The organism is Flavicella sediminum, assembly GCF_006381105.1.
In the GTDB taxonomy this organism is placed as follows: domain Bacteria; phylum Bacteroidota; class Bacteroidia; order Flavobacteriales; family Flavobacteriaceae; genus Flavicella; species Flavicella sediminum.
Genome location: NZ_VDET01000002.1, coordinates 1,540,124 through 1,562,408, shown reverse-complemented (window position 1 = coordinate 1,562,408; position 22,285 = coordinate 1,540,124). Strand labels below are relative to the sequence as shown.

The 22,285-nt window shown below is 33.6% G+C and carries 21 protein-coding genes; 8 read left to right on the top strand and 13 right to left on the bottom strand.

The window, feature by feature from the left end:
• The first annotated feature begins 8 nt into the window (after nucleotides 1–8).
• Entirely contained in the window at nucleotides 9–980 is a 972-nt protein-coding gene (locus FGM02_RS06560; RefSeq protein ID WP_139957506.1) for a transketolase family protein, read from the top strand.
• A 60-nt stretch (nucleotides 981–1,040) separates the two neighbouring features.
• Here FGM02_RS06560 and FGM02_RS06555 read toward each other — a convergent pair whose 3' ends face one another.
• Nucleotides 1,041–2,072, bottom strand: a complete 1,032-nt coding sequence (locus tag FGM02_RS06555) for a LacI family DNA-binding transcriptional regulator (RefSeq protein WP_139957505.1) — start codon at nucleotides 2,070–2,072, stop codon at nucleotides 1,041–1,043.
• 327 nt (nucleotides 2,073–2,399) lie between these two features.
• Between FGM02_RS06555 and FGM02_RS06550 the strand changes: the two genes are divergently transcribed.
• Nucleotides 2,400–3,938, top strand: a complete 1,539-nt coding sequence (locus FGM02_RS06550) for a YifB family Mg chelatase-like AAA ATPase (protein WP_139957504.1) — start codon at nucleotides 2,400–2,402, stop codon at nucleotides 3,936–3,938.
• 4 nt (nucleotides 3,939–3,942) lie between these two features.
• On the opposite strand, the gene FGM02_RS06545 is transcribed toward FGM02_RS06550, so the two are convergent.
• From FGM02_RS06545 to FGM02_RS06530, 4 genes are all read right to left on the bottom strand, one after another.
• Nucleotides 3,943–4,785: a DMT family transporter gene (locus FGM02_RS06545; RefSeq protein ID WP_243739363.1), complete on the bottom strand. Its 843-nt coding sequence runs from the start codon at nucleotides 4,783–4,785 to the stop codon at nucleotides 3,943–3,945.
• Between the two features lie 115 nt (nucleotides 4,786–4,900).
• Nucleotides 4,901–5,668, bottom strand: coding sequence for a LytR/AlgR family response regulator transcription factor (locus FGM02_RS06540; RefSeq protein WP_139957503.1), 768 nt, complete (start codon nucleotides 5,666–5,668; stop codon nucleotides 4,901–4,903).
• A 22-nt stretch (nucleotides 5,669–5,690) separates the two neighbouring features.
• Complete coding sequence (locus tag FGM02_RS06535) at nucleotides 5,691–7,337, bottom strand: sensor histidine kinase (RefSeq protein ID WP_139957502.1); 1,647 nt, start codon at nucleotides 7,335–7,337, stop codon at nucleotides 5,691–5,693.
• A gap of 164 nt (nucleotides 7,338–7,501) precedes the next feature.
• Nucleotides 7,502–8,044 carry a hypothetical protein gene (locus FGM02_RS06530; RefSeq protein WP_139957501.1) on the bottom strand — a complete coding sequence of 181 codons (543 nt, stop codon included), beginning with the start codon at nucleotides 8,042–8,044 and terminating at the stop codon, nucleotides 7,502–7,504.
• Between the two features lie 543 nt (nucleotides 8,045–8,587).
• On the opposite strand from FGM02_RS06530, the gene FGM02_RS06525 reads away from it, so the two are divergent.
• Nucleotides 8,588–8,854: a hypothetical protein gene (locus tag FGM02_RS06525; protein WP_139957500.1), complete on the top strand. Its 267-nt coding sequence runs from the start codon at nucleotides 8,588–8,590 to the stop codon at nucleotides 8,852–8,854.
• Nucleotides 8,855–9,033: 179 nt separating this feature from the next.
• Here the strand turns inward: FGM02_RS06525 and ahcY are convergent, their stop codons facing one another.
• The gene (ahcY, locus tag FGM02_RS06520; RefSeq protein ID WP_139957499.1) at nucleotides 9,034–10,350 is read right to left on the bottom strand and encodes an adenosylhomocysteinase; all 1,317 of its coding nucleotides are present in this window, start codon (nucleotides 10,348–10,350) and stop codon (nucleotides 9,034–9,036) included.
• A 58-nt stretch (nucleotides 10,351–10,408) separates the two neighbouring features.
• On the opposite strand from ahcY, the gene FGM02_RS06515 reads away from it, so the two are divergent.
• From FGM02_RS06515 to FGM02_RS06500, 4 genes are all read left to right on the top strand, one after another.
• Nucleotides 10,409–11,038, top strand: a complete 630-nt coding sequence (locus FGM02_RS06515) for a 4'-phosphopantetheinyl transferase family protein (protein WP_139957498.1) — start codon at nucleotides 10,409–10,411, stop codon at nucleotides 11,036–11,038.
• 1 nt (nucleotide 11,039) lies between these two features.
• A complete protein-coding gene (locus FGM02_RS06510; protein WP_139957497.1) occupies nucleotides 11,040–11,762 on the top strand; it encodes a geranylgeranylglyceryl/heptaprenylglyceryl phosphate synthase in 723 nt (240 codons plus the stop codon).
• Nucleotides 11,763–11,774: 12 nt separating this feature from the next.
• Nucleotides 11,775–12,425 carry a hypothetical protein gene (locus tag FGM02_RS06505; RefSeq protein WP_139957496.1) on the top strand — a complete coding sequence of 217 codons (651 nt, stop codon included), beginning with the start codon at nucleotides 11,775–11,777 and terminating at the stop codon, nucleotides 12,423–12,425.
• Nucleotides 12,426–12,714: 289 nt separating this feature from the next.
• On the top strand, nucleotides 12,715–15,087 hold the full coding sequence (locus FGM02_RS06500; RefSeq protein WP_139957495.1) for a TonB-dependent receptor: 2,373 nt from the start codon (nucleotides 12,715–12,717) through the stop codon (nucleotides 15,085–15,087).
• Between the two features lie 88 nt (nucleotides 15,088–15,175).
• Here the strand turns inward: FGM02_RS06500 and FGM02_RS06495 are convergent, their stop codons facing one another.
• The 5 genes from FGM02_RS06495 to FGM02_RS06470 all read right to left on the bottom strand — a co-directional run bounded on the left by FGM02_RS06495 (nucleotide 15,176) and on the right by FGM02_RS06470 (nucleotide 19,688).
• Entirely contained in the window at nucleotides 15,176–15,724 is a 549-nt protein-coding gene (locus tag FGM02_RS06495; RefSeq protein WP_139957494.1) for an HNH endonuclease, read from the bottom strand.
• A gap of 159 nt (nucleotides 15,725–15,883) precedes the next feature.
• A complete protein-coding gene (gene feoB, locus FGM02_RS06485) occupies nucleotides 15,884–17,989 on the bottom strand; it encodes a ferrous iron transport protein B (RefSeq protein ID WP_139957493.1) in 2,106 nt (701 codons plus the stop codon).
• On the bottom strand, nucleotides 17,979–18,218 hold the full coding sequence (locus FGM02_RS06480) for a FeoA family protein (RefSeq protein WP_139957492.1): 240 nt from the start codon (nucleotides 18,216–18,218) through the stop codon (nucleotides 17,979–17,981). The genes feoB and FGM02_RS06480 overlap by 11 nt, the downstream gene beginning before the upstream one ends.
• Nucleotides 18,219–18,345: 127 nt before the next feature.
• Nucleotides 18,346–19,002 (bottom strand): nitroreductase family protein, encoded by a 657-nt coding sequence (locus FGM02_RS06475; RefSeq protein ID WP_139957491.1) that lies wholly within the window; start codon nucleotides 19,000–19,002, stop codon nucleotides 18,346–18,348.
• Between the two features lie 11 nt (nucleotides 19,003–19,013).
• Nucleotides 19,014–19,688 (bottom strand): SCO family protein, encoded by a 675-nt coding sequence (locus FGM02_RS06470; protein ID WP_139957490.1) that lies wholly within the window; start codon nucleotides 19,686–19,688, stop codon nucleotides 19,014–19,016.
• Between the two features lie 212 nt (nucleotides 19,689–19,900).
• Between FGM02_RS06470 and rseP the strand changes: the two genes are divergently transcribed.
• On the top strand, nucleotides 19,901–21,247 hold the full coding sequence (gene rseP, locus FGM02_RS06465; RefSeq protein WP_139957489.1) for an RIP metalloprotease RseP: 1,347 nt from the start codon (nucleotides 19,901–19,903) through the stop codon (nucleotides 21,245–21,247).
• A 77-nt stretch (nucleotides 21,248–21,324) separates the two neighbouring features.
• Here the strand turns inward: rseP and FGM02_RS06460 are convergent, their stop codons facing one another.
• Together FGM02_RS06460 and FGM02_RS06455 are read right to left on the bottom strand one after the other, a co-directional pair.
• A complete protein-coding gene (locus FGM02_RS06460; protein WP_139957488.1) occupies nucleotides 21,325–21,600 on the bottom strand; it encodes a hypothetical protein in 276 nt (91 codons plus the stop codon).
• A gap of 11 nt (nucleotides 21,601–21,611) precedes the next feature.
• Nucleotides 21,612–22,274: a T9SS type A sorting domain-containing protein gene (locus FGM02_RS06455; protein WP_166461142.1), complete on the bottom strand. Its 663-nt coding sequence runs from the start codon at nucleotides 22,272–22,274 to the stop codon at nucleotides 21,612–21,614.
• Nucleotides 22,275–22,285 lie beyond the last annotated feature (11 nt).

The window sequence follows — 22,285 nt, the reverse complement described above, 5'->3', positions numbered from 1 at the left end:
TCTACGAAATGAAAAAATATACATACACCGAATCAAAAGATACCCGTTCTGGATTTGGAGCTGGCTTGGCGGAATTAGGAAGAACTAACCCAAATGTAGTTGCACTTTGTGCAGATTTGATTGGATCTTTAAAAATGGACAAATTTATTGAAGAAAATCCTGAAAGATTTTTTCAAATTGGAATTGCCGAAGCGAACATGATCGGTATTGCTGCTGGATTAACCATTGGTGGTAAAATTCCTTTTACAGGAACTTTCGCTAACTTTTCTACAGGTAGAGTTTATGATCAAATCCGTCAATCTGTTGCCTATTCTGATAAAAACGTGAAAATTTGTGCTTCTCATGCAGGTTTAACGCTTGGAGAAGATGGAGCAACACACCAAATATTGGAAGACATCGGTTTGATGAAAATGTTACCGGGTATGACGGTTATTAATACCTGCGATTACAATCAAACAGAAGCTGCTACTATTGCTATTGCTGCACATGAAGGGCCTGTTTACTTGCGTTTTGGACGTCCGGTTGTGCCTATTTACATGCCGAAACATACAGATACAGAACACGAAAATAAATTTGTTATTGGAAAAGCCATCCAATTAACAGAAGGTGCTGATGTAACCATTGTTGCTACTGGACACTTAGTATGGGAAGCATTACAAGCCTCTGAGCAATTAGAAAAATTAGGAATTTCTGCTGAAGTTTTAAATATGCACACTATAAAACCTTTGGATGCAGAAGCAGTATTGGCTTCTGTTGCTAAAACAGGTTGTGTAGTAACTGCTGAAGAGCATAACTACATGGGTGGTTTAGGTGAAAGTATTGCTGGTGTATTGGCAAAAAACAATCCAATTCCTCAAGAATTTGTGGCTGTAAACGATAGTTTTGGTGAATCTGGAACTCCTGCTCAATTAATGGAAAAATATGGTTTAAATAATGCTTCTATTGTTGCTGCTGTTCAAAAAGTACTTACTAGAAAGTAGGCACTATTATACAAAATCCAATTAAAAAAGGGAAGTTCGTTTGAACTTCCCTTTTTTAGTTTACTTTTCTTTTATAGTAGAATCTCGTTCTATAATACTCGTTTTTATCGTTTTAATCCGCGGCTCTAATTTTACGCCGTCTTCCATACTTTGCAAGCGCTCTAATAAATATTTCATAGACTGTTCTCCCATAAAAACACCATGCTGACTTACAGTGGTTATTTTTGGTGTGGCATGTTGTGCCAATTCACCATTTGTAAAACCAATCAAAGAAATATCATTTGGAATATTGTAACCCTGTTTTTGCAAGCTTTCTAAAGTTTCAATTGTGGCCGTTTCTTCTAAACACAAAATGGCATCCACCTTTCTACTGCCCACAACAATTTTTAGCAAGGTTTCCAAATCATCATTCTTGCCCACTTTTACAATTAAATTTTCATCTAGGGGAATTCCGTTTTCAAGCAATGCTTTTTTATACCCTTCTATTCTTAATTTCCCTACACTGGTATCACTAATAATAGACACCAAAGCAATTTTTTTTCGATTGTTTTTTATAAAATATGAAGTGGCTTTGTAAGCAGCTTCCACATCATCTACAATCACTTTATCACATAAAATTTCTTCACATACTCGATCCATCATCACCATACCGACACCGTATTTTTCTGTGTTTATAAAGTGTTGGTATTCTTGTCGCTTTTGGGTTTCTTCTGCAATAGATACTATAAAACCATCTACAGTTCCATTTAAAAAATAATTGGTTGCAGCAACCTCTTTTTGATAGCTATCATGAGAAATAGAAATAATTACATTGTAACCGTGTTCGTTGGCAATTTTTTCAACCCCACTAAATACTTTGGCAAAATACCGATTTAAAATATTGGGCAAAATTAACCCAATGGTTTTCGTTTTATTCATCTTCAAACCCAAGGCAAAAATATTGGGTTTGTAGCCTTTCTCATCCGCGTACTCCTGAATTTTTTTTCGTGTTTCCAAACCAATATCATGACTATCTTTTAAGGCTTTGGAGACCGTAGCAATAGACACGTTAAATTCTGCAGCAATCTGCTTTAATGTAATTCTTTTGTTCATTGGGTGTTTTACAAAACTGGGTTGACTAGGCTAAAATAAACAATTCCCTCTCCAATACTCTAACAAATAGAATTTCTAATTTTCCTCTTTTTTGTCTATCTTTAAAAGAAAAAATTGCATTTCAACCGATAGCTCCTATTAGTTGAAGTATTTTCTATTATTAATTTTTTCTATGGCTATGAATAAAACAGCTACAATTTCGAAAGAAATTCTTGTGGACAAAATCTTGCACCTAAGAAAAAGAGGAGGTCGTCGCAAATTTCGACCACCTAGAAAATTTGAAATTTTCAAGAAAAAAATAGGTTAAACATCTTAAATCAAATTGCTATGTTGATAAAAGTTTATGGCTCTGCCGTTTTTGGTATTGAAGCCACCACCATTACCGTTGAAGTAAATATCGATCAAGGAATTGGATACCATTTAGTGGGCTTGCCCGACAATGCTGTTCGGGAAAGTAGCTACAGAATTTCTGCGGCTCTCAATAATATTGGCTATAAATTGCCTGGAAAAAAAATCACTTTAAACATGGCGCCTGCCGATTTACGAAAAGAAGGTTCGGCTTACGATTTAACTTTAGCCATTGGAATTTTAGCTGCTTCTAACCAAATTAAAAGCGAAGCCTTAAATGAATTTATCATCATGGGAGAATTGTCTTTAGATGGAAGTCTGCAACCTATAAAAGGAGCCTTACCCATTGCCATAAAAGCCAAAGAAGAAGGTTTTAAAGGTTTGCTATTACCCAAACAAAATGCCAATGAAGCTGCTATTGTTGAAGGATTAGACGTTTATGGGATTGAAAATATTTTGGAGGTTATTTCTTTTTTTGATAAAACCGAAATTTTAGAACCTACCACAATTGATATTCAAAAACAGTTTGAAGAAACCCTAGAAAATCCCGAATTTGATTTTGCTGATGTGAAAGGCCAAGAATCGATCAAACGCTGCATGGAAATTGCTGCAGCCGGTGGGCACAATATTATTTTAATTGGCCCTCCAGGATCTGGAAAAACCATGTTGGCAAAACGTTTGCCTAGTATTTTACCCCCTATGACTTTGGAAGAAGCTTTGGAAACTACAAAAATTCATTCCGTAGTAGGACGCTTAAAAGCCAATTTTGGTTTGATGAGTCAACGTCCTTTTCGCTCACCTCATCATACCATAAGCGACGTTGCCCTAGTCGGCGGCGGACAATACCCACAACCTGGCGAAATATCCATGTCGCACAACGGTGTTTTATTTTTAGATGAATTGCCCGAGTTTAAAAGAACCGTTTTGGAAGTCATGCGACAACCTTTAGAAGATCGGGAAGTGACTATTTCAAGAGCCCGTTTTACGGTGACCTACCCTAGCAGTTTTATGTTGGTGGCTAGTATGAATCCAAGTCCGAGTGGATTTTTTAACGACCCTGGTAGCCCTATGAGCTCTACCCCTCAAGAAATGCAGCGCTATTTAGGAAGAATATCAGGGCCTTTGTTGGATCGTATTGATATACATATAGAAGTAACTCCTGTTCCTTTTGAAAAATTATCAGAAGAGCGAACCGGTGAAAAAAGCAAATTGATTAGAGCACGTGTTAGCAAAGCAAGAGCCATACAAACCCAACGCTTTCAATCTTTTGAAAATATTCATTACAATGCGCAAATGTCTGTAAAACAAATACGTGAATTTTGCGCTTTGGATACAGCTTCCAAAGAAATGCTAAAGTCGGCTATGGAACGTTTGAATTTATCTGCCAGAGCTTATGACCGTATTTTGAAAGTTAGCAGAACTATTGCCGATTTGGACCAACAAACAAGTATTTTACCTCAGCATATTTCCGAAGCCATACAATACCGAAGCTTGGATAGAGATGGTTGGTTGAGTTAAACAATTAATTTTTACTTCTTTTTAAATAGACATTGTAAATCAGTCCGAACATAATTAACAGCACGCCCAAAAGTGTCCAAAGGTTGTAAATTTCACCAAACCAAAACGCACCAATTAGAATCATAAAGACAACTTCTAAATATTTTAGCGGCGCAATTACATTGGTTTCATACGATTGGAATGCCTTGGTTAAATACAACTGCCCTACATAACCAAAAACCCCTAAACTTAACAGCAACAACCATTCTACCATATTTGGTTGCTTCCAATGATTGATAGACATAAGTCCGCCAAAAAGAAAAGCCATGACCATAAAATAATTGATTATAACCAATGGATGTTCTGAGTCTCCAATTTTACGAATAAGCACGAATATTAACCCTAAAAAAATAGCCGATAAAATAGCGAAAACCAATCCTATAGAATTGACTTCAACCCCAAAACCTTTGATAATTAAAACACCACTAAACGCAATTAAAAACAACAACCATTGTACTGGCTTTATTTTTTCTTTTAAAAAAACAAGGGCAAAAATTGCCGCAAAAATAGGCGATGTATACCGCAATGAAACCGCCGTACCTAGGGCCAAATAATTTAAAGATTGAAAAAAACAAGTCAGTGAAATTACGCCTGCCAACCCTCTAAGGAGCAACCATTTTTTATGATTTCCAAGAATTGGAATTTTATTTTTTAGCAGCAAAGGCATGGTAAAAAACAAAGTACCGATAGATCTAAAAAAAACAATTTGATATGCGCTAAAATCACCTACATATTTTACCACGGCATTCATTAGTGAAAATGCTACGACACTGAGAACCATATAAAAAATTGCTTGTGAGCTTTTCATAAAAAAGACTTTCGTATTTTATTAATAAGAGCCGCAAAAATACTATTAAAAAAATGAAAAATAGATTCGGCTAAAAAAAGGGACTACTCAAAATAAATTTTAGACAAGTCTTTGTCTAAATCGTTTTAAACAACTTAAATACTTCTTGCTTATTCGATTTACTAATCGGAATTTTATGCCCACCAACATGTAATAAATTCCCTTCAAAACCATCAATAAGTTGCGTGTTAACAATATAACTTCGGTGTGTTCTTAAAAAACGCCCTTTGGGCAATTGCTCTTCTATTTTTTTCATAACAATAGAATACAAAAACTTTTCAGACTTGGTAAAAACGGTTGAATAATTATTATCCGCTTGAATAAACAAAATATCGTCTAACAGCACACGTTTAAAATGATGGTCTTTTTTCAAAAACAGACTGTCTTTAATTTGCAGCACTTGGTTTTCATTGTCTTCAAAACCTTGTCTTTTTAACAAATCTTTTTCAGGTGTTTTTTTAGCATAATTCATCAAAGCCAATTCAATAGAAATACCCACTTGCCTGTCGTTAAAAGGTTTTAACATATAGGCATAAGGCTCAACACTTTTAGCGCGATCTACAATATGTGCATCGGCATTAGAGGTTAAAAAGATAAAGGGGATGTCGTATTTTTCTTTGATCATTCTGGCCAACTCAATACCATCTCTGTCTCCCTTAATCATGATGTCTAAAAGTAAGATATCTACTTCAGGAAATTCTTCAATCAGTTCCAAAGCTCTTTTTGCTGTCATTGCCGAAGCAAGAACTTCGTAATTCATATTGGTCAATCGTTGAATGATGTCTTGTGCTAACAACATTTCATCTTCCACAACAATAATTTTCACTTTCGATTTTTCACTCATGGGGTAACTTATCTTTTACAATTTATTTTGATTTAATCTCCATTTTCCAATGGGTACCTTTGCCTTCTAGTTTTTCAACCTTACCTTCTAACTGCATAATTAATGAATCAATCAATTTCAACCCTAAAGAATTACTTTTCTTTTGGGTAAGATCTCCAAAACCAATTCCATTGTCAACAATTTCTATCCCCAAACGATTGGCGCCATTGGGTTTCATGCTAATTTTAAATTTTGGCTTTTCAATATCTTTATAAGCATATTTTAAAGAATTTATAACCAACTCATTTATAATTAATGCTAGCGGAATAGCAATGTCAATACTTACGCTAGAATCATCTATGTCAAATTCTGGTTCAAAATGCGCATTGTAGCCATGAAACAAACCTAGTACTAATTCTTCAACATATTCTTTTACGTAAATACGTGTATCTACACCTTCCTGATACAATTTACGATGTACCAAAGACAAGGCTTCTACTCTATTTTTTCCTGTAATAATTGCTTCTTGTGCAGGATGCCCATCTAATTTGCTACTTTGTAAATTTAACAAACTTGAAATCATTTGAAGATTGTTTTTTACACGATGATTTAACTCGCGTAACAACCAAGCTTTTTCTTGTTCCTTTTTACTAATTATTTCTTTTTGTTCAGACAAAATTACATTTGCCTTTCTAATTTTTTTTATTCCAATAAATAACAAATAAGCCAAAACTAAAAATACAAAAACACCAATACTTAAACCAATTACCCATCTTTTTTGACTTGTGTTTTTTATATGAAGTACATTTATTTCAGACTCACGCTTGTTAATTTCATACCCTGATTTGAGTTGTTCTATTTGTTTGATATTTGTTTTATTGACCAAACTATCTTGATAGGTTTGATACGTTTTTTGAAAACTCAAAGCCTTGGCATACTTTTCATTTTTTTCGTACAAATTGGTAAGCATTTTACTAAAATCTCGAACCTGTTCTTTTAGTCCGTTTTTTTTAGCCATGGCATAGGCTTCCAAATAATAAGTTTCAGCTGCCGAAATAGCCCCCTTTTTTCTTTGTACCTCTCCTAATTCTGCAATATAAACCGATGTAGAATACCAGTCATTTACAGCTCGTAATATACCTATGGCTTCTTTTAAATTTTTATTGGCCTCTAAAAATTTATGTTGGGAACAATACACCATACCTAAGTTTCCCAAAGCATAGCCTTTTAATATTTGATTTTCTTCAATAACTGTTGATTCAAGCACTTCTAAAAAAGATGCTTCTGCCAACTCCAATTGCCCATTTAACCGATAAGATTCTCCTAAATTTAAAACAGTACTAAAATATTTGTACATCAATTCAAAATCTAAAAATATGGGTTTTGCTTTTTTAAAGTAGGTGATGGCCATTTCATGATCCTTCTCTAGTATATAATTGTTTGCTATTTGATTATAACTAGCCGCTTGGTATTCCAACAACCCCAAAGACTCATATATTTGTAAACTTTCAAAAGCAGCCTCAAAGGACAAGCTACTGTTTCCTAAATTTCTTTGAGCATGACCAATAATTTCCCAAGCCTCTGCTTGTAATTGAAGATCTTCGATTTCTACAGCTAATTTTAAGGATTCATTCGCATATTGAAGTGAAACAAAACTATTAGGATGATACCAAGATACCCAGGACAACATTTTCGTCCTTTCAACTGGCGTTAATTTTTTAGATTTTAGTATACTAATTAAACTATCGGCAGTTTTTAAATTTTGAGAAAAGACCGTTTTGCAACATCCTAAAATTAGAATGATGCAAAACAGTCTTTGATATAAAAAATAAGTAGATCTAATCAATTTATCGATTAATTAGGATAGCTAGAACCTCTAACTTTTATAATTGGATCAATGATGTAATAGTATAATTGTCCGTTTAATTCCATAGAAAAAATAATGCTATAGGAAAAATAAAATTCTTTCGTTGCATCTTCTGAAGCATTAATTGTCAAGCCTGCTGAAGTAGGCGTATCTGGATAAACTGACAAAACACCGTCAATCATTGGAGTTGCATTAGAGCCATTGCCACAATAAAAAACACTTCTAAATAATTCTTCCGTCATTTGAGAATTGTAATTATCCTCTTTCCCAATACTATTTAACAGCAAACAAACCACTTCAGCATCATACTGACTGTCATCTGGTTCTATTTCAAATTCAATGGTTTCTCCCGCGTTAAAACTAGGAAAATCAGAGCCTACAAAACTAGCAAAGCTATCGGCTATAATTGGACTGGCCAATGTTCCTTGTCCTAAACTACAGTTTTCTGTAGCTAAAATCAAATTGTCTGTATTTACTTCAAGAGCAATACTTGTTGTCTCATCTTGAGACTTTCTTAAATGAAATTTCATGTTAATTTAAATTTAAAGATTACTTGTATATTACATACGTATTGACCTAGGGGTGCTGTTTTTTTTAAAAGACTAAAACTACTAAAAATAAATTAACATCCTTATTATTATCAACTTTTGTTAAGCCTAAATACAAGGCCTTAGAAAAAGAATACCCTACTCAAAAAACCAATTCACTCACTAGGTAAAAATACCCATTCACACATTTCATTTCTCCACAACTTAGAAACAATGCATCTTTGACGTATCAAACATTCTAAAACATTGATGTTTATACATCACGCATGCATTTAGAGTTTATTAGCGAATAGCTAAAAAACATTTTTTGATCACTAGGGGTAGTGTATTAATCTCGTGTAAGGAACAATGAAAATTGCTATGAAAACCTTACACGAGTTTTTTTTGTTTTAGACTTACACAATCTTTCCTTTACTAATTCCCCCAACGGATTTTAAAAATTTTCTTGTATTTTCAAAAGGAAACTACTAACTTAGAAGAGTTGCTAAGCAACATGCCCTTTTTAAAAACCAAAAACTTTTGCCTATGTTAGATTTTAGAACAGAAATAAGAAATTCACCCAAGGAACAAACCCTAAAAATTTATTTAACCGATATTTCGTTAGACACTGAACTACAAGGCCTGTTAGAAAAAATTAACGGTGTTAGAATGGCAGAAGTACAACCAAGTATGAGTAGAAATAGGGTTGCTGAAAATTTAACTATTTTTAGAGAAGAATCTATCTCTATCAATGAGTTAAAATTAAAAGTAGACGAATTTTTAGAGAGTTATTTTGAACGTGTAGATATTTAAAGTTCAAATTCTTCATTAAAGAAAAACCTCCTCGAAAATTCGAGGAGGTTTTTTTATGCTTCTATTATATAAAGTTTATCCTTCATTCCCATCTCCTTTCGACAAGCTCAGGGAACTGCTGAGGGAAGGTATTGAAGGAATAAGTTAAACGTTTACACAATTCAACTTTTCAACACTTTTTAGTATCTGTAGTATTCAGGCTTGTATGGTCCTTCTACTTTTACATCAATATATTCAGCTTGTTCTTCGTTTAAAACATCTAATTCAACACCAATTTTAGCCAAATGCAAACGTGCAACTTTTTCATCTAAATGCTTAGGTAACATGTATACGTCGTTTTCGTATTTACCTTCATTCAACCACAATTCTAATTGCGCCAATGTTTGGTTTGTAAATGAGTTACTCATTACAAAACTTGGATGTCCAGTTGCACAACCTAAGTTTACCAAACGACCTTCAGCCAATACTAAAAATTCTTTTCCATCAATTGTATACTGATCTACTTGAGGTTTGATTTCAACTTTAGAATCTCCGTAGTTTTCATTCAACCAACCCATGTCAATTTCATTGTCAAAATGCCCAATATTACAAACAATAGCTTTGTCTTTTAAAGCTTTGAAGTGACGACCAACAATAATATCTTTATTACCAGTAGTTGTAATTACAATATCAGCTCTTAAAATAGCATCGTCCATTTTACGAACTTCAAAACCGTCCATTGCCGCTTGCAAAGCACAAATAGGATCAATTTCCGTAACAATAACTCTAGCTCCAGCACCTGCTAAAGAAGCAGCAGTACCTTTACCTACATCACCATAACCAGCAACCACAGCAACTTTTCCAGCCATCATTACATCCGTTGCTCTACGAATTGCATCTACTGCAGATTCTTTACAACCGTATTTGTTATCAAATTTAGATTTTGTTACAGAATCATTTACATTGATTGCAGGCATTGGTAAAGTTCCAGCCTTTACTCTGTCATACAATCTATGTACACCTGTAGTTGTTTCTTCTGATAATCCTTTAATTCCAGGAACTAATTCTGGGTAACGATCCAATACCATATTGGTTAAATCACCTCCATCATCTAAAATTAAATTCAATGGTTTTTTATCTTCTCCAAAGAACAAAGTTTGTTCAATACACCAGTCAAATTCTTCTTCACTTAAACCTTTCCAAGCATAAACAGAAACTCCCGCAGCAGCAATTGCAGCAGCAGCTTGATCTTGCGTAGAAAAAATATTACAAGAACTCCAAGTTACCTCAGCACCTAAATCAACCAAAGTTTCAATTAAAACAGCGGTTTGAATAGTCATATGCAAACATCCTGCGATACGTGCACCTGCTAAAGGCTTTTGTCCTTTATACTCTTCTCTTAAACTCATCAACCCTGGCATCTCTGCTTCAGCTAAATGAATTTCTTTACGACCCCAGTCAGCTAGACTAATGTCTTTTACTTTAAATTTTGTGTATGTAGATGTTTCTGAACTCATAGTTCTTATATTTGTGAAAATTAGATTGCAAAATTACGAAATACCTTTGACAATATAAATGCCTTTAAAGAAAACAATTATCGTTGACGAAAATACCAAAGTACTAGTATGGAAAATAACAGAATCCTTACAAGAACTGCAAAGTATTTATTTAACAGAAACGAGCCAACAACGCGTGCATAGCATGCGATCTGAAATGCATCAAAAAGGGTTTGTTAGTGTTCGGCATTTATTAAAAGAATTTGGGTATACGGACGCTGATTTATTTTATACCGAAGATGGAAAACCGCATTTAAAAGACGGGAAGCATATTTCTATCACACATTCTTTCAACTATTCTGCCGTTATTATAAGCCACCAATGTGTAGGTATCGATATTGAAAAAAACAGAGATAAAATTTTACGCATTGCCCATAAATTTGTGGACAAAGAAAATAGTTATTTAAAAGAAGAAAATAAAATTGAGCAACTTACCGTTTTGTGGGGCGCCAAAGAATCTTTGTATAAAATTCATCCAGATGGCGGACTTTTATTTAGTCAGCATTTACCTATAGATGCTTTTACCTTGCATGACGACAAAACTACCGGCTGGATTTTAAAAGGTGATTTAAAGGAAAACTACCATATTCATTTTCTTTCTATAGAAGACTTTACTTTAGTATATGCTTTACCAAAAGCAGCAAAATAACATGACGACTGCCATTCTAAAACATATAATTTCTGCAAAGAAAAAAGGTAAAAAACTGATTGCACTTTTATTAGACCCTGATAAAACGAAACTTTCAGATTTAGATGAAATTTGCGAAAAAATAAAAAACCAAGCCATCCATTTAATTTTTATTGGGGGAAGTACGGTGCAAAATAATGTGACGCATTTATTTGTGGAATCCTTCAAAAAAAAATGTGCACTTCCTATTTTAATTTTTCCTGGAAATCACAATCAAATCACAAATGAAGCCGATGCCATTTTGTTTTTATCCTTGTTATCGGGCGACAATCCTGAATATTTAATTCACCAACAAATTGCCGCTGCCCCCATTTTAAAAAACACCCAATTGGAAATTATCCCAACGGCCTATATACTAATAGACGGTGGTAACGAAACAGCAGTACAAAGAGTGAGTAAAACAAAACCAATTTCTCAAAGTGATCCTACTAAAATTGTACATACAGCATTGGCCGGACAATATATGGGCAAGCAACTGATTTATTTGGAAGCAGGTTCCGGAGCAAAAACCGCTATACAAGCAAGTATCATTTCTAAAGTAGCCAAAGAAGTTAGCGTACCCTTAATTGTTGGTGGCGGCTTACGAACGAAAGAAGCCATACAAACTGCTTTTAAGCATGGCGCAGATATGGTTGTGATTGGTACTGTATTTGAAGAAAATCAAGATTTTTTAAACCAACTGTAAGATTGCTTCCTTATGAAATTTCTTCAAAAATTATTTGGCAAGAAAAGTCCTTGTACGCAACCAAAAAACATAACAGATCCCATTGCAAACATTACAGAATGGACTCCTTTAAACCTAGGGGGAACAAGTTTTTGCACACATACCGCGGTACAAAAAGACCGTAAAATTGTTTTTGAAAAAACAATTCTTTTTCATGTTTTTCCTTGGTTCTTTGTTTTCTTTCCAATGTTTGTTGGTTATAAGATTTTTCAAAATGAACAAAACCAACTGTCAAGTAATAATCTTATAGGCGTATATTTTGGCTGTGGTTTATTTATACTTATTGGTATTTGGCTTTTTTTATACAATAGGAAAAAAATTAAATTTGATAAAAATTTAGGTTATTACTCCAAAGGAAAAATAAAAAGAAGTACTTCCCTAGCTCCTATAGAAGAAAATAAAAACTGCATACAACTTTCAAAAATACATGCCTTACAAATAGTTTCAGAATATGTAACTGGAGATGAAAACAGTTATTATAGCTATGAGTTAAATTTGGTTTTAAAAACAGGCAAACGACTTCATGTCATCGATCATGGAAGTCTGTATGTTTTAAGAAAAGACACAAAATTACTTTCTGAATTTCTAAAAATTCCTATTTGGGATGCTGTAGAAAAAGACTAAAGTAAACCTAGGCCCACACAATACTTTAAGTTATTTATTTTAAACCACTTAGCTTCTTGTAAATAATTGCGAACTTCCTTTTTTTATTCAGAAATGTGACCTAATTTTGCGCCGTTCTCAATAAAGGGGTGCCGCAAGGCTGAGATCATACCCAAAGAACCTGGGCAGGTAATGCTGCCAAGGGACGCGCGTAAAACGTGAGTTATTTTTAACCGTATGTTGATACATACACAATTATGATTAATTTAAATATTAAGAATAATTGCCTCTTTTTATTCATTTTTTAAAAATGAAAAAAAACACATCCTTTAAAAAAGCGAAGCTTCTAGTACCTTTTTTATTCCTATTATTTAGTTCCATAATTGTTCAAGCACAAAATAGTAAGTTGAACGGAAAAGTTGTAGATGAAAATCAGACACCACTTTCTGGCGCTACTGTTTTAATTAAAAGTTTAAACAAAGGAACGACTACTAACACCAATGGTAATTTCAGAATATCCGTTCCTAAAGGAAGCTACAACTTAGAAATTTCTTACTTGGGATACGCAACCATAACACAGGAAATTCAAATTTCAGAAACAACCACTAGTACTTTTGTTTTAACGGCAAGTGCTGCTGTTTTAGATGAAGTATTGGTTTCTGCTGTTCGAGTTGGTGCCAATGCCCCAGTAACACATTCCAACATTAGTAAAAAGGAATTGGCAAAAAGAAATCTTGGTCAGGATATTCCCTCATTGTTAAACTATTTACCTTCAGTAGTTACAACAAGTGATGCTGGAGCTGGAATCGGATATTCTTCATTAAGAGTTCGTGGTTCTGACGCTTCTAGAATTAACGTAACTATAAACGGAATTCCCTACAATGATGCTGAAAGTCAGGGTACCTTTTGGGTAAACCTTGGTGACTTCACTTCTTCTGTTGAAAACATTCAATTACAAAGAGGTGTAGGAACTTCAACAAATGGTGCCGGTGCCTTTGGTGCAAGTTTAAATTTATTAACCGATGGTATTTCACAGAAACAAGGGGGGCAAATTTCAAGTTCAATTGGTTCTTTTAACACGCTAAAAAACACGGTTAAATTTAATACAGGTTTATTAAATAACCATCTTGAGTTATCTGGAAGATTTTCAAAAATAAGATCTGATGGTTATTTGGATAGAGCAAGTTCAGACTTGGAATCTTATTTTTTACAGGCAAATTATATCGATGACAATACTTTGATAAAAGCCTTACTTTTTGGTGGAGAAGAAATTACTTACCAAGCTTGGTATGGTGTTGATGCTGCTACTGCGGCAAGTGACAGAACCTTTAATGCAGCGGGAGCTATTTATGATAACAGTTGGAACATTCGTGCTTTTTACGACAATCAAGTAGATAATTACAAGCAAGATCATGCGCAATTGCATTGGAATCAAAAATACAACAATACAATTTCTTCGAATGTAGCTTTGCATTACACAAGAGGTAGAGGTTTTTATGAAGAATACAATCAAGCATGGGGTGATGATGGAAACCCAATAAATGTTGCTGATCAAGTTGCTGAAAACGCTGATAATATAGTTAGACGCTACGCAAACAGTCATTTTTACGGAATCACCTACTCATTAAACTACAAAAATGAGGTGGTTGATTTTATTTTAGGAGGAGCTGCAAACAAACATGAAGGTCGTCATTTTGGCGAAACAATTTGGAACAGATTTGCAGGAACTACCGAAATTAGAGATATTTATTACGACAGACCCGGAAATAAAACAGACGTCAACATTTTTGCAAAAGTAAGCTATAAAATAACGGACAAATTAGACGGATTTGTTGATTTACAGCAAAGAAGAGTAAGCTACAAGGCAGAAGTAAAAAACGCACCTTTGGTTGACGAAATATACAATTTCTTTAATCCAAAAGTAGGATTGAGCTATACTGCAAACGAAGCTAATAATTTTTATATTTCCTACGCTAAGGCACATAAAGAAGCAGGTAGAGGTGATTTTAAAGAAATTGCTAATACCGCAGACTTTCCTAGACCAGAGGAGTTAAATGACTTTGAATTGGGTTGGAGATACAAATCAGAAAACATGAAACTAAATAGCAATATTTACTATATGAAGTACGTGGATCAGTTAGTCTTGACAGGGCAAGTTGACAACAATGGTGCTTTTAGTAAAACGAATAGTGGGAAAAGCTATCGATTAGGAATTGAAATTGATGCAGACATTAAATTCAATGAATATATTAGCATTCGTCCAAATGCTACTTTTAGCAATAATAAAAATCTTGATTTTAATAGAGACATCAATAATGTGCCAACCAATTTTGGAAACACGGACATCTCTTTTTCACCTGAAATTGTAGCTGCCAATACCATTTCAGTAAAACCAGTAGCAAATCTTGAGCTTGCCTTATTATCGAAATATGTAAGCGAACAATTTTTGACTAACTTAGAAGAAAGTGACAAAAAACTTGCGGACTACTTCACAAATGATTTGAATGTAAATTATGTATTTATTCCTAAATCTGTTTTTACTAGCATTACTTTTAACGCTTTGGTAAATAATATTTTTAGCGAAAAGTACATCTCTAACGGTTATTACGATCCTGATTGGGGTACTTATTTTTACCCACAAGCCACAAGAAACTTTTTAGTGGGAGTTACTTTTAACTTCTAACAAAACAAAAAAACGGATGAAATTTCTTTCATCCGTTTTTTTTATGTTTTTGCTTTTCTTATTGAAATTCGTTTACAGACTACTAGACTTAATCAATCGTAACTTCACCCCAATTTTCTCCGGTTTTGATACGATACAATTGCATTTCAGAAATTCCAAACTGCTTGGCAATCATTTTCATTCTTGTCTTTCTATTTGGATCTAGGACCTTTTTCTTGATCATTCGGACTCTTCCTTCGGTCAACTTAGCACTTCCTTTTACGTATACTCTATCAATATAAATAGGATTGGCAAACTGATGTTTTTCCTTTTCTCTTTTGGTTGCCCATTTCAAATTTTCAACACGGTTGTCTAATTTGTCATAGTTCAAATGAATTACAAAAACACCGTCACCTTGTTCTAAAAAATTTTGAGCCACCAATTTATGAACATAGCGTGTCGCTTTTTTCATGGTGTCTTTATTTTTTAAGGAAAGAGTTTCGTAACCGTTTGTTAAGGGCTTACCTGCTAGAACTTGTTTACCGTCAAGTTCGTAAGAGAAGCGACCCATATTGGATATTCTATATTTTTTGGTGGTTGTAATATTATCTACTAATTCAAGATCTTTCCATACCTCACCTCTTACACTTCTTATCATATTAGATTGTTATAAATTTATTAATAAACAATCTTTTTCATCAGCAATCACAATTTGTATCGCAAGCTCCTTTTTTCTTGATCTTTTTCCAAAACTTAGAAAACAAGAAAAAAAGTGCAATACCTAGTAAAATATAAATAACAATTTCTTGTATCATTCTTATTTTAATATAGCAAAGGTAACAAATGCTGCTAAATATGCCAAAAGTCCCATACCTACCAATTGCAACATCGGCCACTTCCACGATTTTGTCTCTCTTTTAACGATGGCTAGTGTTCCCATACATTGCATGGCAAAGGCATAAAACACCAATAAAGACATCCCCGCTGGAAAATTAAATCTTTTTTCCTTGGTTACAGGATTAATTTCTGCAGCCATTCTTTGTTTGATGGTACCTTCATCATCATTACCCACACTATATATGGTTGAAAGTGTCCCTACAAAAACTTCTCTAGCGGCAAAAGAACTGATCAAAGCAATTCCAATTTTCCAATCATACCCTAGCGGTTCAATAGCAGGTTCAATCATTTTCCCCATCACCCCAATATAAGAATTTTCTAACTTATAGGAAGCTATTTCTCGTTCCAATTCTTCTGTAGGTAAATTCGAATCTTTATTTTTCTCAGTCACAATAGTTTCAGCATTCTTAAAATCGCTGGTACCATTACTTGCCAAAAACCACAAAACCACAGAGATAGCTAAAATTATTTTTCCAGCACCCAATACAAAGGCCTTTGTTTTTTCCAAAACATCTAAGACAATGTTTTTTAAAGAAGGCAATTTATAGTTTGGCATTTCCACAATAAAAAAGCTTTTACTATCTACTTTTAATACTTTGTTTAAAATATAGGCTGAAATAATTGCCGAAGCAAATCCTAAAACATACAATGCCATGAGCACCAAACCTTGCAAACTAAAAATACCCAATACTCGATCTTCAGGTATAATTAAAGCAATGATAATTGCATATACAGGCAAACGCGCAGAACAGGTGGTAAATGGTGTTACTAAAATGGTAATTAGTCGATCTTTCCAACCCACAATATTACGGGTAGCCATAATTGCAGGGATTGCACATGCCGTACCCGAAATTAAGGGAATCACACTTTTTCCACTCATTCCAAAACGACGCATTACCTTATCCATTAGAAAAACCACACGGCTCATATAACCCGTTTCTTCAAGGGTGGCTACAAACAAAAACAAGATGGCGATTTGCGGAATAAAAATAACGATACCTCCAATTCCCGGAATAATTCCTTCTGTAATTAAATTAGAAATAACCCCTTCTGGCAGTTTCATTTTCGCCCATTCACTTAAATTTGAAAAAGTGACGTCAATAAAATCCATTGGTAAGGTGGCCCAATCAAATACCGATTGAAACATTAGCAATAAAATACTGGTAAAAATTAAATACCCAAATACTTTATGCGTTAACACACGGTCTAAATAACTTCGTAAATCTTTGGCTTTAGAGTGGTCTATTTTATAAGTTTTCTTCAACACATCATTTATAAACTGATATCTATAAATGGTTTCTTTGTGTTGGTATTTTTTTAAGCGACTCTGGTCAATTTTAAAATTTTCAATGACATGCTTAGAAGCTTCTGAAATAAATTTAACAGGTTCTTTTTGCGTAATAAGCAACCAAGATTTGTAGGTTGTAAATCCTTTTAGCCGAGCTTTTACATCTTCAAAATAAGCTTTGTCTATTTTATCAGAAACTTTTAATACCGGATTGGTATCAAAATTTTTATAGCCTAGTAATTTTTTCTTTAAGGTATTGATTCCTTCTTTTTTACGAGCGCTAATTAAAACTATTTCTGTTTTTAATTCTTCTTTTAACTGTTCAATATCTATAAAAATACCTTTACGCTCCATTTGATCGGCCATATTTATGACCAAAATGGTGGGGATTTTTAAATCTTTGACTTGTGTAAACAGCAATAAATTTCTTTTGATATTTTCTACCTCAGCAACTACTATAACAACATCAGGGAAATTCTCGTTGTCATTATCTAATAAAGTTTCTAAGACAATACTTTCATCTAAAGAAGTAGGATTGATGCTATAGGTTCCTGGTAAATCGGTAATAGTGGCTGTAGTACCGTTTGGCAATTTGGAAGACCCTTGTTTCTTATCAACTGTAATACCAGGGTAATTCCCAACCTTTTGTGTCAGTCCTGTTAACTGATTAAAAAGCGAAGTTTTACCTGTATTTGGATTTCCAACTAAGGCTACATTTAAATTTTTTTTAGATTTCATCGCACAACAGTTTTGTCAAAACAATACATTCTGCTGTTTCTCTTCTTATGGCAAAATGACTTCCATTTACACTGATATATAATGGGTCATTCATAGGAGCACGCTGAATAAGTGTTACTTGTTTTCCAGGAATACAACCCATTTCCATTAAGGCCAATGGAATTTCGTCAAAAGACAAATTTTCAATGGTCCCCATTTCTCCTTTTTTTAAGTCGGCTACTGTGCGCATGGAATTTAGAATCATTTAAGATAGGTCGACAAAGATACTAAACTAGAATGATTCTAAAGAAAGTATTTAAAAGAATGTTTTTCAGTACTCTTGATAGCCATATTTCTAACAAAATAATTAGGTCGATTTACAAATTAACCCAACGAGACCAAGTGTCTTTTTCTTTGCCTAGGTTACGCAATGCACCAGGTTTTATAAATGTTTCTTCACGCTCACTATTTTCAGGAAACAGAAAAACAGCACCTAAAAAAATTTCTTCCATGGATATTTTTAAAACTGATCGCAATTCTTCGCAACGCAACACCCCTCCAGACGACCAATAATTTGGGATATTTCTAGCTGTAGCCCCCAATAATATATTTTGAATGGCCGCAGAAGCCGCCGCAATATGTTCCATGTTTTTTAAACTGCCTTCAAACAAAGCACTCTCTTCTTTTGAATCGGAGCCATCGGGTAACCAAGTTCCAATAAGCAATGCGTCTGCAGCAGCAAGCATGTTATTTATTTTGCCAGCTTTGATACCTTCTTTCTCAATAAACTCTAGCAACAATCTGCAATTGGAAGTATCTAACACATAAAAACGCCAGGGTACACATGAATTTAAGTCTGTATTAGTTGTATATTTTTCATCACATTTTTTATGATAGGGAGCTGCTGCTGCCAAATCTAAAAGCGCTTGTAGGGTCATTTTTAAGGCCTCTGTATTTGAAGCAACAGGCCAAGCCTTATTTGCCAAAACCTTTTGCGTTTTTCTATTTTTAATGACTGCATCAATTTCCTTCATAAAACCCAAATTTAGTTATCCTCTTTTTTTAGTATGGCAATATCCTCTATAATACGAGCAATATCTTTTACATCGGTACCATCATAATAGCCACGAATTCTTTTATTTTTATCTACCAATACAAATTGTTCTGTATGAATAAAATCTTGTTCACCGCCATCCCCTTCATCTAAAACAGCAAAATAACTTTTACGTGCTAAATTGTAAATATCTTTTTTTGCCCCTGTTACCAAATGCCATTTATCAGCTATCACTCCTTTGTATTCGGCATATTCTTTTAAAATAGGCACACTGTCCATTACCGGTGTTACAGAATGAGAAAGCAACATTACCTCATCATCTAATAAAAATTCTTTTTGAAGCAAGGCCATATTGGTCGTCATAACCGGACAGATTGTTCCGCAGCGTGTAAAGAAAAAATCGGCCACATAAATTTTATCTTTATAGGTATTTTCCGTAATCGTTTCTCCGTTTTGATCAAGTAAACGAAAATTTGCAATTTTATGGTTCTTTTTTACATGACGCAAAGAAGCATCTACCAATTTTGGGTTTACATCTGTTGGACTGTAAATTGGTAATTTTTTATTCGGTGTTAATAAATTATAAAACAAAATAACGCCAAGCACACTAAACACAAACATGAGCAGCAAGGTTGGCAACGATTTTTTAAAAAATTTTACTTCCATAATACACCAAAAATTTATGCGGTAAAATTAATCATTTTGCTTGGTATGTTCTTTTCTTTTTAAGAAAAACAAAATAGAAAATAGCCAAAAATAACGACATATATTGACCTAAGCGTTAGAACTTTGTTAAAAGGAAAATGGGCAGCATATAAACGCTTTATAATTTATTTAAAATTGTACATTTGCGAGGATTAAAATCAGAAATATATTACATGGAAATTTTCATTAAAGCATCACAATTTATATTAAGTTTATCACTGCTCATTGTTTTACATGAGTTAGGGCATTTTATTCCTGCCAAATTATTCAAAACAAGAGTTGAAAAATTCTACTTATTTTTTGATTATAAATTCTCTATCCTAAAGAAAAAAATTGGAGGTACAGAATATGGTATCGGATGGATTCCGTTAGGAGGATATGTAAAAATATCTGGAATGATAGACGAAAGTATGGATACCGAACAAATGAACCAACCGGCACAGCCTTGGGAATTCAGATCGAAACCAGCTTGGCAACGTTTAATTATTATGTTAGGAGGTATTGTGGTGAATTTTATACTTGGGTTTGTTATTTACATTTTGATGTTATTTACGTGGGGAGAAAGTTACCTACCTAACAATAATGTAACGGATGGAATTTGGGCAACCGATTCATTGGCCTTAGAAATAGGATTGAAAACAGGAGATAAAATTATTGCAGTTGATGGCAATGACATTCGTTCTTTTTCAAGTATTACAGGCGAATTTATTAATGGAAATGAATTTACTATTGAACGTGATGGCGAAATCATTCAACAAGAAATTCCTGTTGATTTTATTTCTCAATTGGTAGGAAAAGAAAAAGGTGCTGGACCTTTTTTAACAGTAAGATACCCTTATATAATTGGTGCCTTTTCAGAAACCTCTATCAACAAAGAAAGCGGTTTAAAAATAAAAGATTTAGTGGTGGCTATTAACGGGCAACCGGTAAAATACTTTGATGAAGCAAAAGAATTGTTAGCAAATTCACCTACAAAAGCCGTTGTTTTAAGTGTTAAAAGAAACGAACAATTGCTAGAAATTCCTGTTCAGTTGGATGCTGAAGGAATGATTGGAGTTTCCTTTGCTCCTTTATCTTATGACGACCTTCAAAAATTGGGCTACTATGAATTGGAAACAATATCGTACACCTTGTTAGAAGCAATTCCTGCGGGAACGAAAAAAGGTTACAACACTTTGGTAAGTTATGTAAAGCAGTTGAAAAAAGTTTTCAACCCAGAAACAGGAGCTTATAAAGGTTTGGGTGGTTTTATTTCTATTGGAAGTATTTTCCCTTCTACTTGGAGCTGGCAAGCATTCTGGAGCATCACTGCTTTCTTATCTATTATGTTAGGTGTTATGAATTTATTACCAATACCTGCGTTAGATGGTGGTCATGTAGTATTTACTTTGTATGAAATGATTACGGGTAAAAAACCTAGTGACAAGTTTTTAGAATATGCACAAATTACTGGATTTGTAATTTTAATGGCACTCTTATTATTTGCCAATGCAAATGATGTAGTCAAGCTATTTAGATAAAATATAGAACACATAAAAAAACCGATTTGAAAATTCAAATCGGTTTTTTTGTTTTTAGACTTTCTACCAATTTCTGGCTATAACTTTTTCTTCAAGTAAGAAAGTTTACTACTAATTTTTTTATTCGTTTTTATAATCCTTTTTATTTTCGATATTTCGATAATGCAATAGGCAATTACTAAAAATAAAACACATGCTATACTTGCATAAAAACGGTTAAATGCAAGTAATACTAACAGCCCAAAAGCGACAAATAAAAGCAAATACATCACTCGAGAAACAATCACTATTAAAATGCCATTATTTTCTTTCAATGTACTTTTCAAAGATTTTGCATGAATACTTTCTCGCATGACTATGTTTTTTAATTTTTGACGATTTTTTTCACCACCCTACCTAAATTAGTTTCTATTTTTAAAAAATACACGCCAGCCTCTAGATTCTCTAATTTCACTTCCTTAATTTCTTTTTCAAACCTATTGATCAGTCTTAGGCTTGTATCAAATACCCCTATAGAATTTACCTGAACATTCTTTGGACAAGTAAAAAATAATGTTTTATTTACAGGATTTGGAAAGCATGTAAATTGCGACTCTAAATAAGAATTTACACTTAAATTCTCTTCTTTTTCGCTAATCAATTGCAAAGGGTCAAAAAGATCGCCAATACTAAGATTAGAAACAAATACAATTGGATTGTTACTTGTTAAATAGACTTTATCTTCACTGGCGTCATAAATTTTAAAAATTAATTCATCGCCATAGGTAGAACCCAAAACTGTCAAATAAGAAATATATGTGTTCGATATCTCATCGAAAAGTATATTTGACTTCCCTCTACAATTTCCTTGAGCATCAAAAGCAGCAACTATATCAGATGTATCATTTGACAACACTTCATCTATTTTCAGACTTACAACAATACTACCGTCCAAATTATAAGAAGCTGTATTTACAGACCAATTAGGTTGGGCATTTAGATGTAAACTTGCTATCCCAAACAAAATACTTAGGACCTGAATTTTCAAACCAACTATTT

Bases quoted from the DNA above. Each gene is read 5' to 3' on its own strand.
- FGM02_RS06555 (WP_139957505.1), bottom strand. From the start codon at position 2,072: ATGAACAAAAGAATTACATTAAAGCAGATTGCTGCAGAATTTAACGTG.
- rseP (WP_139957489.1), top strand. From the start codon at position 19,901: ATGGAAATTTTCATTAAAGCATCACAATTTATATTAAGTTTATCACTG.
- FGM02_RS06535 (WP_139957502.1), bottom strand. From the start codon at position 7,337: ATGTTGTCCTGGGTATCTTGGTATCATCCTAATAGTTTTGTTTCACTT.
- FGM02_RS06545 (WP_243739363.1), bottom strand. From the start codon at position 4,785: ATGAAAAGCTCACAAGCAATTTTTTATATGGTTCTCAGTGTCGTAGCA.
- FGM02_RS06530 (WP_139957501.1), bottom strand. From the start codon at position 8,044: ATGAAATTTCATTTAAGAAAGTCTCAAGATGAGACAACAAGTATTGCT.
- FGM02_RS06510 (WP_139957497.1), top strand. From the start codon at position 11,040: ATGACGACTGCCATTCTAAAACATATAATTTCTGCAAAGAAAAAAGGT.
- FGM02_RS06560 (WP_139957506.1), top strand. From the start codon at position 9: ATGAAAAAATATACATACACCGAATCAAAAGATACCCGTTCTGGATTT.
- FGM02_RS06500 (WP_139957495.1), top strand. From the start codon at position 12,715: ATGAAAAAAAACACATCCTTTAAAAAAGCGAAGCTTCTAGTACCTTTT.
- FGM02_RS06495 (WP_139957494.1), bottom strand. From the start codon at position 15,724: ATGATAAGAAGTGTAAGAGGTGAGGTATGGAAAGATCTTGAATTAGTA.
- FGM02_RS06515 (WP_139957498.1), top strand. From the start codon at position 10,409: ATGCCTTTAAAGAAAACAATTATCGTTGACGAAAATACCAAAGTACTA.
- FGM02_RS06480 (WP_139957492.1), bottom strand. From the start codon at position 18,218: ATGCGCACAGTAGCCGACTTAAAAAAAGGAGAAATGGGGACCATTGAA.
- feoB (WP_139957493.1), bottom strand. From the start codon at position 17,989: ATGAAATCTAAAAAAAATTTAAATGTAGCCTTAGTTGGAAATCCAAAT.
- FGM02_RS06540 (WP_139957503.1), bottom strand. From the start codon at position 5,668: ATGAGTGAAAAATCGAAAGTGAAAATTATTGTTGTGGAAGATGAAATG.
- FGM02_RS06475 (WP_139957491.1), bottom strand. From the start codon at position 19,002: ATGAAGGAAATTGATGCAGTCATTAAAAATAGAAAAACGCAAAAGGTT.
- FGM02_RS06525 (WP_139957500.1), top strand. From the start codon at position 8,588: ATGTTAGATTTTAGAACAGAAATAAGAAATTCACCCAAGGAACAAACC.
- FGM02_RS06505 (WP_139957496.1), top strand. From the start codon at position 11,775: ATGAAATTTCTTCAAAAATTATTTGGCAAGAAAAGTCCTTGTACGCAA.
- FGM02_RS06470 (WP_139957490.1), bottom strand. From the start codon at position 19,688: ATGGAAGTAAAATTTTTTAAAAAATCGTTGCCAACCTTGCTGCTCATG.
- FGM02_RS06460 (WP_139957488.1), bottom strand. From the start codon at position 21,600: ATGCGAGAAAGTATTCATGCAAAATCTTTGAAAAGTACATTGAAAGAA.
- ahcY (WP_139957499.1), bottom strand. From the start codon at position 10,350: ATGAGTTCAGAAACATCTACATACACAAAATTTAAAGTAAAAGACATT.
- FGM02_RS06550 (WP_139957504.1), top strand. From the start codon at position 2,400: ATGTTGATAAAAGTTTATGGCTCTGCCGTTTTTGGTATTGAAGCCACC.